Origin of the sequence: Burkholderia sp. Se-20378 (genome assembly GCF_017104665.1) — a bacterium.
GTDB classification, from domain to species: domain Bacteria; phylum Pseudomonadota; class Gammaproteobacteria; order Burkholderiales; family Burkholderiaceae; genus Burkholderia; species Burkholderia lata.
In genome coordinates this window covers 1-8314 of sequence record NZ_JAAGPG010000382.1, presented here as the reverse complement: position 1 = coordinate 8314, position 8314 = coordinate 1, and the positions used below count along the sequence as shown (strand labels likewise).

9 protein-coding genes and 1 pseudogene are annotated in these 8314 nt (G+C 68.7%); 2 read left to right on the top strand and 8 right to left on the bottom strand.

Features of this window, described 5'->3' with window-relative positions:
- From G3N93_RS28820 to G3N93_RS28785, 8 genes are all read right to left on the bottom strand, one after another.
- The coding region (locus G3N93_RS28820) for a hypothetical protein (RefSeq protein WP_206134488.1) at positions 1–908 on the bottom strand (908 nt) is incomplete at its 3' end.
- Positions 909–933: 25 nt separating this feature from the next.
- Positions 934–2400, bottom strand: coding sequence for a class I adenylate-forming enzyme family protein (locus G3N93_RS28815; protein WP_206134487.1), 1467 nt, complete (start codon positions 2398–2400; stop codon positions 934–936).
- Positions 2397–3671: a beta-ketoacyl-[acyl-carrier-protein] synthase family protein gene (locus G3N93_RS28810; protein WP_206134486.1), complete on the bottom strand. Its 1275-nt coding sequence runs from the start codon at positions 3669–3671 to the stop codon at positions 2397–2399. Before G3N93_RS28810 ends, G3N93_RS28815 begins: the two co-directional genes overlap by 4 nt.
- Positions 3668–4765 (bottom strand): beta-ketoacyl synthase N-terminal-like domain-containing protein, encoded by a 1098-nt coding sequence (locus G3N93_RS28805; protein WP_174943514.1) that lies wholly within the window; start codon positions 4763–4765, stop codon positions 3668–3670. Before G3N93_RS28805 ends, G3N93_RS28810 begins: the two co-directional genes overlap by 4 nt.
- A gap of 95 nt (positions 4766–4860) precedes the next feature.
- On the bottom strand, positions 4861–5217 hold the full coding sequence (locus G3N93_RS28800) for an acyl carrier protein (RefSeq protein WP_174943518.1): 357 nt from the start codon (positions 5215–5217) through the stop codon (positions 4861–4863).
- Positions 5218–5242: 25 nt separating this feature from the next.
- Positions 5243–5971 carry an SDR family NAD(P)-dependent oxidoreductase gene (locus G3N93_RS28795; RefSeq protein ID WP_206134485.1) on the bottom strand — a complete coding sequence of 243 codons (729 nt, stop codon included), beginning with the start codon at positions 5969–5971 and terminating at the stop codon, positions 5243–5245.
- Complete coding sequence (locus tag G3N93_RS28790; protein WP_174943524.1) at positions 5968–6339, bottom strand: hotdog fold domain-containing protein; 372 nt, start codon at positions 6337–6339, stop codon at positions 5968–5970. The genes G3N93_RS28795 and G3N93_RS28790 overlap by 4 nt, the downstream gene beginning before the upstream one ends.
- Positions 6336–6719 carry a hypothetical protein gene (locus G3N93_RS28785; RefSeq protein ID WP_244132414.1) on the bottom strand — a complete coding sequence of 128 codons (384 nt, stop codon included), beginning with the start codon at positions 6717–6719 and terminating at the stop codon, positions 6336–6338. Before G3N93_RS28785 ends, G3N93_RS28790 begins: the two co-directional genes overlap by 4 nt.
- A 443-nt stretch (positions 6720–7162) precedes the next feature.
- Between G3N93_RS28785 and G3N93_RS28780 the strand changes: the two genes are divergently transcribed.
- Together G3N93_RS28780 and G3N93_RS28775 are read left to right on the top strand one after the other, a co-directional pair.
- The gene (locus G3N93_RS28780) at positions 7163–7870 is read left to right on the top strand and encodes an ABC transporter ATP-binding protein (RefSeq protein ID WP_374196520.1); all 708 of its coding nucleotides are present in this window, start codon (positions 7163–7165) and stop codon (positions 7868–7870) included.
- Positions 7867–8283 (top strand): annotated as a pseudogene (locus tag G3N93_RS28775) (ABC transporter permease); the annotation flags it as partial. The gene G3N93_RS28780 and the pseudogene G3N93_RS28775, both read left to right, overlap by 4 nt.
- Between the last annotated feature and the right edge of the window lie 31 nt (positions 8284–8314).

Below are 8314 nucleotides of genomic sequence, written 5' to 3'. Positions count from 1 at the left end.
TGATCCGCGCGGCCCTGCAGCACGACGACCGAACCGCCCGCGCCGCACGTGCAGCGCACCGACGGCCCGACGCGCACGCGATCGCCGAGCCGGTAGCGCAGCATCGCGAGGCCGGGGTTCGCGCGGCTCGTCACGAGGAGCTGCCCGTCCTCCTCCTCGAGGAAGAACCAGTCGTCGAGCACGTGGTAATGCCCTTCCGCGCAGCGCGGCGTGTGATAGCCGAGAAAGCCCGTTTCGGTGGCGCCGTACAGCCCGAAGAACGCGGCATCGCGCCAGCGCCGCCGCACGATCGCGCGCTTGCGCTCGTTGAACGCCTCGCCGGTGTAGAGGATCTTCGTGACGTCGAGATCGACACCGTGCGCGTCGAGCAGCCGCAGGCATTGCAGCACGCTCGTCGGCGTGCCGACCAGGACGTTGGGGCGGGCGCGGCCGATCAGGTTCAGCATCGCGGGCAAATCGGCGCCGTAGGCGTCCAGCCGCCCGATCGGGAGTACGTTCGCGCCGATCGCTTCCAGCAGCCGGTTCACGCCGTCGTACAGCGTGGAAAAACCGCCGGCGGTAAACAGGTTCGCCACCCGGTCCGTCGGCGCGAGCGCCGTTCCCGCCAGCGCGTTCGCGAGCGCCCGGCCATAGGTCGTGTCGGGCCGCTTGCGCGCCGGCGCGTTGAGCAGCAGCTTGACCTCGCCGCTCGTGCCCGACGTGGTGTAGAACGTCGCGCCGGCCAGACCGTCGTGATCGAGACGGTCGAGCACGCGCCGCTTCAGGTCGTCGGCCGTCTCGATCGCGACCAGCGAGCGGAACGCCGCGTAGCTGGTCACGCCCGTCGGCAACGCATGCGCATAGCGGGCATCGTACGAAAGCGCTTCGCTCACGGCCGAGGAATCGAAGCGGGTCGTGCGGTCGGACATCGTGGGCTCCAGGTTCAGGCCGCGGTCACGCGCTTTCGCGCAGGAGACGCAATGAGATCTTTCCGGTGCTCGTGACCGGAAGGTCGTCGACGAACAGCACGTCGGCGATGCGCGGATACAACGGGAACGCGGCCCGGTAGCGGCTCAGGATGCGCGCCTTGAAATCCACCTCCGCACCGGCCGGCGTCAGGCCGGGCACGACGAACACCGTCAGCGCACCGGTCTGCGGATCGGCGAGAAAATAGCTCTTGGCGATGTCGTCGAACGCGTCGAAATGCTGGTGCAGCAGGCTGACGTTGATCAGCCGGCCGTTGCACTTGACCGTCTCGTCCCGGCGGCCGACCCAGAACACCACGCCGTCGTCGCGGCGGAACACCAGGTCGCCGGATTCCAGCGTCGTGAACCGCTGCAGGCTGCCGTCCGGCAGCAGATAGCCGTGCATCGCATACGGCGTGCGGTAAAGCAGATGGCCGGGTTCGCCGGGGGCGCACGGCCGGCCCTGCGCGTCGACGATCGACAGCTCGATGCGCGGATCAATCGGTCGGCCCGGCGCGAGGACGCCCTCGAAGCAGTACGAATCGACGTGCGGCAGATCGTCCGGCGTGAGCGGCAGCGCGAAGATCCGCGGCCCCGATTCGGTCTGGCCGAAGTTGTTCCACACGCACGCGCCGAGCGCGAGCAGGCGGCGCACCTGCGCCGCGTAAATGCGGTCGGATGCATTGAGCACGACGATGCCGTCGAACCGCATGCCCGGCGTCACCTCGGCCAGGTCGCACACGCGCTCGGCAATGCTGCGGATCAGCGGCACGAAGCGGATCCGGCCGCTGCCCAGGTAGCCGAGCACCTCGTGCGCGGTCAGCGACGCCCGTTCGAGCCAGACGGTCGCGCCGGCCAGCAGGCCGTTCATCATCGTGGAGAAGCCGTACATGTAGTGCGTCGGGAACATGCACAGCACGCCGTCACCGGGCTGCACGCCCAGATAGCGGCCGACCGCCAGCGCATTCTCGACGAGTTGCGCTTCGTCGTAGACGACCAGCTTCGGCGCACTCGTCGTGCCCGACGTCATGAAGACGATCTGCGCGCGCGGCGCGCCGGCGTCGGCCCACGCGAACGCGTCGGGCCCGGATGCTTCGACTTCGGCCAGCGCCGGGTCGAGCACGACGACGGGCAGCCCGTCGCATGCGATCGACCGGGTCGCGACGACCGCGAGCGCATCGAGCCGGTACTGGCGCAACGCGGCGGACAGCATCTTCGGGTCGCACAGGACGATCCGGCAGCCGAGCGTCGACGCGAGCAGCGTGAACAGGAAATAGTCGAACCCCGAGAAGCCGACCGCGATCAGGCAACCGCGCCCGAGCAGGTGCGGCTCCAGCGCGCCGAGCGCACGCCGTGCGGCCCGCAGCCGCGCGCGCAGGTCTTCCGCCGTCAGGCGCGCTCCGTGCAGCACGATCTGCCAGTTCGCCTCCCGGGCAAGCAGCGACGCGAACTTCATGCGGCCGCTCCTTCCAGCACGAGCGAGGCCGCGAGGCCGCCCATGCCGAACGAATTCTTGAGCACGCGCCGTGCGTCGCTCGGCGTCGGGGCGCGCACCACGTTGACCGGGCATTCCTGCGCCTGCTCGTCGAGGTTGATGGTCGCCGGAATGAAGCGTTCCCGCAGCCCGATCGCCGTGTTCAGCACTTCCATCGCGCCCGCCGTCGCGATCAGATGACCGTGCTGCGACTTGTTGGCGGTGACGGGCATCGCGGGCCGCGCCGGGAAGATCGCGCGGATCGCCTCCGATTCGTGCTTGTCGTTGAGGACCGTCGACGTGCCGTGCGCGTTCACATAGTCGATATCGGCCGGCGCGCATCCCGCATCGTCGAGCGCGCGCTGCATCGCGAGCCGCATCTCGAGCGACTGCAGGTGCGGGATGACGATGTGCTCGGCGGCCAGGCTCGCCCCGTAGCCGGCCACGCGCACGAGCGGCGTATCGCCCCGGGCGCGCACGGCCGATTCGCGCTCGAGCAGGAACAGCACCGCGCCTTCCGCGAGCACGAAGCCCGAGCGACGCACGTCGAACGGCCGCGAACGGTGTCGGGGATCGAGATTCAGGTCGGTCGAGATCACGTCGAGCGATTCGAGCCGCGCGAGATTGAGCGGATTGACCTTGCCGGACACGCCGCCGACGATGGCCGCGTCGACCCGCCCCTGGCGCAGCGCGAGCATGCCCATGCCGATCGCCTGCAGCGACGCGGAGCACAGACCTACGTGGGCGAGCGCGCAGCCGCTGAACGGAATGTGGCGATGAATCGCGCCGAACACGGAGGTCGCGTCGCCGCTGACGAACTCGCTCATGCGCATGTGCGACACCAGCACGCGGATCAGCGCGTCACGCGATTTGTCGCCGTTGACCTTGTCGACGAGTTCGAGCGCGCTCTGCACGTCGGTGGCCGGCACGTCGACGCCGACCAGGCAGCCGATGCGCTCCGGCGCGTAGTCGCGCACGACGAACGGCGCCTGCGCGAGCAGCCGCGCGGCGGCGAGATCGCCGTACAGTTGCTCGGTGCCGATCCGCCGCGCCGAAGGCCAGCGCACGCGCTCGTTGCCTTCGTCGGGCACGCCCGCGTGCTGGGTCGTGTAGGTCGAGCAGTCGAATTTCTCGATCCTGCGAATGCCGGAGCGGCCTTCGCGCAGCGCGGCATGCAGTTCGGCATAGCTGCCGCCGAGCGGCGTGACGGCGCCGAATGCGCTGATGACGATTCCATCCGATCGCGGTTTCATCGCCCCACCCCGCTCAGTTTGCGCACCAGGATCGCACCGAGGCCCGACGACACGCCGATGCCGTTGACCAGCACCGGCGCGCCGACCGGAATCGCCGGATCCGCGATCGCGAGGACCAGGTCGATCAGGTTGTTCGCCCGCCCCGTATAGCCGACATGCGGCTTGTACGCATGCGTGACGGCATTCGGCCATGCCTGCTGAACGGCGTTGCGCTCCGCCTTGCCCAGTGAAGGCTCGCCGTTCTGGTACAGCACGACGTGCGGCACGCCGAGCACGGCCTCGCCGGGAAAGCGGGCGAACAGCTTCGACCAGTCGGCGCTCGACACGGACGTATCGGGCTTGTACAGCGAGTGAACGTCGAGCACCTGCGCGCAGGGCGCGCATCCGTCGCGCGGCGTGCGTTCGACGACAGCGCCGACGGCCCCGAACGCGGGAACGATGCCGACCGGGTGCGACGTCGTGCGCAACAGACCCATCTTCTCGAACGCCGCGACGTTGTCGGCCGACGTCATGTCGCCGACGGCCGCGATGACTGCCCGGTCGATCGCGCCGCCCTCGATCTGCCGGTGCGCTTCCTCGAGCGCGCACAGGCTGGTCAGCGACATCCTCTGCAGCGGATAGCCTTCGCCGCGCAGCCCGAACAGTTTCGAGATCTGGTACAGCGCGTTGGTGGTCAGCAGGCGCAGCATGTCGAGCGGATTCAGGTCCGCCTTGACCTCGCCGAAGTAGCCGCAGCCGTCGAGGCCGTGGCGCGCGTGCAGCGGCGTGAGCACGGCCATCGTCGCGTCCTCGCCTTCGACACCCGTGAACACCGCGAACCGCTCGCGCTCCTCGTCCGTGTAGGGCCGGCCCGCCGATGCCGCGTCGAACGCCTCGGCGGCCACCTGCAACGCGAGACGCGAACTCGGGTTCAGCAGCGAACGATCCTCGCGCGCCATGCGCTGCACGAGCGGAAACGGCAGGTTGGCGCGCACGTAGTCGCCGGGCTTCGCGGCCGGCGCGAGCGGCGCGCGCGCGGCGAAGTCGACGTCCAGCAGCGACGCGGTGTCGGGAAAAGCGGCCGTCGCGATGCCGAGGCCGGTGATGTACGACATGGCAAGTCCCCATTCACGTGAGTCGAAAACCGGGCGGGCGCGCGATGCCGCACCGCACGGTGCGGCGTTCCTGCGACGCGGGCGGAACGCCCGGGTCAGCTGAACTGCGCGATGCGGTGCTCGATGTAGTTCACCGAGAAGTGCTCGTAGAGATCCTGCAGGCTGCATTTCTCGTGGCCATTCCAGCTCATCACGTCGCACACCTGCTGCCAGCCAGCGTCGGTCCATTCGGTGCCCGTGTGGCATTGCGGATCGAGCAGCATCCGGTTGAACGGCCACAGGTTTTCGAGGCTGATGCGGTTGTCCACCTTGTCCTTGAGCTCGTAGCACAGGTCGACGTAGTCGATCGAGCTCATGTTCAGCTCGCGGAACAGCGACGCGGTATCGGTCACCTGCTCGGGGCCGCTCAGATAGAGGATTTGCGCGACGATGTTCTTGATGTCTTCCTTCATGGTCCACTCTCCTTGAGTCACTGGGTCAGCCACTGATGTTTTCGCCATTGCCGAGATCGATGACGCTGCCGGTCGTTGCGAGCGAGCCGTTCGCGAGCAGCAGGACCGTGCGCGCGACCTGGTCGGGCTCGAGGATCTTCCGCATCGGAATCTGGCGATAGAACGCCGCCGCGTCCTGCGACGCGAGAAAGCGCTCGAACAGGTCGGAGCGCACGAACCCCGGCGCGACCGCGTTGACGCGCACGCCGAAGCGCGCCATCTCGAGCGCGAGCGTCTTCGTGAAACGCTCGATCCCCGCTTTCGACGCGCCGTACGCGCCGTTGCCGGCCTTCGGCTTGCGCGCGGCGATCGACGAGACGTTGACGATCGCGCCGCGCCGGCGCGACTGCATCCCGTCGCCGAACGCATGGCAGAACGCCATCGTCGCGCCGAGGTTGATTCGCAATGCCTCCCAGTAGCGGGCGAACGGGCTGCCGATCAGCAGCGCGTCGTCGTTGATGCCCGCGTTGTTCACGAGCACGTCGACGGCCGCTTCCGCGTTCACGTGGTCGGCGAACGCCTGCACGGCGTCCCAGTCGCCGCCGTCGACCCGGAAAGCGCGCGCCGCACCGTCGTACGTGCGCTCCAGTGCCTCGGCCAGCTCGGGATTCGATCGGTAGGTGAAGTAGACGGTGTGGCCGTCGGCGTTCAACGCGTCGACGATCGCGCGTCCGATGCCGCGGGTGCCGCCCGTGACGATGGCGAGCTTCGTCATGCGTCGTGCTCCCAGCTGAGGATGCCGTCCATCACGCCCTGGCCCTTCGCGTTGCGCAGCTCGACGTGCGCGGTGGTGCGCGGCCCGTCCTGCTGAAGGCGCCGCAGGCGCGCGGTCAGGCGTTCGCCCGGCCGTACCGGGCAGATGAAACTGACCTTGCGGAGCGTGAGTGCCGGGGCCGGCCGGTTCGCCGCGATGCCGAGCGCGTCGAACAGCATCGCAATCGCCAGGCTGAGGCTGAACGAACCGGGCAGCACGGGAAACTGCTCGAAGTGCTCGTCGAAGAGCGGTGCGGTGTTCGCCACGTCGATCACGCCGAACTGTTCGCCGGTGATCATGGCCGCCGCCGTCGCGGTGGCCGGCATCATGGCCGTTCTCCCGGCACGGCGAACGCGGGCACGCGGGCCGGCATCAGCGCGACGAACACGGTACCCGACGCGACGGCCGGATACAGATCGGCATCGGCATTGCGCGCCGACACGTCGACCCGGTATCCGTCGCCGTGCTTCGCGACCGTACCGGCCAGCGCCAGCCGCGGATAGCCGTCGACGCGGTGCAGCGTCAGTTCGCGCAACTGCGCCGGCACCATCAGCGCCGGCGCGCCGTGCATCGTGCGCGACGCCTTGACCGCGAACTGATGCAGCGCCTCGATGACGAGCAACGCCGGCTGTGCGCTCGACCAGTCGCGATATCGCCGCGGATCGGCATCGCCCGCGAAACGCGCGGGATCGGATGGATCCCGGAACACTCGACAAAGGGCAAGAAAGCCAGGCCGCGCCGTCTCGCTCCCCCTCTCAAACCTGGAGTCGCTCATTTTTATGCCTTGTTATGTCTATGTTTCGGCTTCTCGCACCCCGGTGACCGCTCTCACGTCGGCCGATGTCGTGCGGATCAAATGCTGATCGGCTGCGAGTGTATCGATTCGTCGCCGGAAGAAACGATCGTGCGACCAATTGCAGAAACGGGCGACGAACCGCGCATGGAGCCGATGGATTGCAACGCGGGGGGAGAGTCGCCGGCGAGCCGCGACCCGCCCGCCGCGCCGGTGCGCGACAGCCTACGCCGACGGCCGCCGTTCGTCGGGGAGGAATGCCGTTCGTCCGCGCGTTCCGCCGTTCGTCGCACTGCGTCATGCGGGCGCGCGGTTGCCGCTAAGGTGGCGACATCGATCGAATACCCTGGGAGGTGTCCGTGTTGGCGGCCAGCTTGAGTCATGTCACGAAAACCTATGGAACCGGACCGCTCGCGGTCGCGGCGGCCGACGACGCGTCGCTCGAAATTCTCGCGAACCGCTTCACGGTACTGTCGGGACCGTCCGGCAGCGGCAAGACGACGTTGCTCAACCTGCTCGGCGGCATCGATCGCCCGACGCATGGCGCCATCACGGTCGCGGGCCAGCGAATCGACGCGATGCGCGAGAATGCGCTGGCCGATTTCCGCGCACGCCACGTCGGCTTCGTGTTCCAGTCGTTCAACCTGCTGCCCGTGTTCAGCGCGTTCGAGAACGTCGAATATCCGCTGACGCTGCTGGGCGTCGCCCGCGCGCGGCGACGCGAACGGGTGCTCGCGCTGCTCGACGCCGTCGGCATGGGCGACAAGGCGAATCGCCGGCCCGGCCAGCTGTCGGGTGGCCAGCAGCAGCGCGTCGCGATCGCACGCGCGCTCGTCACCGAGCCGGCGCTCGTGCTGGCCGACGAGCCGACGGCCAACCTGGACAGCGCGACGGGCGCGGCCATCATCGCGCTGATGCGCACGATGCAGCGCGAGCGCGCGACGTCGTTCGTGTTTTCGTCGCACGACCCGCAGGTGATCGCCGCCGCGGACGATGTCGCGACGATCTGCGACGGGCGCGTCGTCGACACCCGCTCGGCCACCCTGCACGAGGAGGCCTGCCAATGAGCCTCTGGGTTCTCGCCTTCCGCAACCTGCTGCGCAACCGCCGCCGCTCGTCGACCACGCTGCTCGCGATGATCGTCGGCCTGACCGCGATCCTGCTGTTCGGCGGCTATGCGCGCGACATCAATTACGGACTCCAGACCAGCTACGTGCGCCAGGGCGGCCATCTGCAGATCCAGCACCGCGACTATTTCCTGTACGGCAGCGGCGACCCCGTCTCGTACGGGATCGCCGACTACCGGAAGATCATCGACACCGTGCTCGGCGATCCCGAGCTGGCACGCGAGGTGACGGTCGTGACGCCGGTGCTGGCGATCAACGGCATCGCCGGCAACTTCGCGGCGGGCGTCTCGCGCACCGTCTCGGGCAGCGGGATCGTCGTGGCCGACCAGAACCGGATGCGCCAGTGGAACGACAGAAGAGCCTGATCCAGCGAGGCGGCCGCGA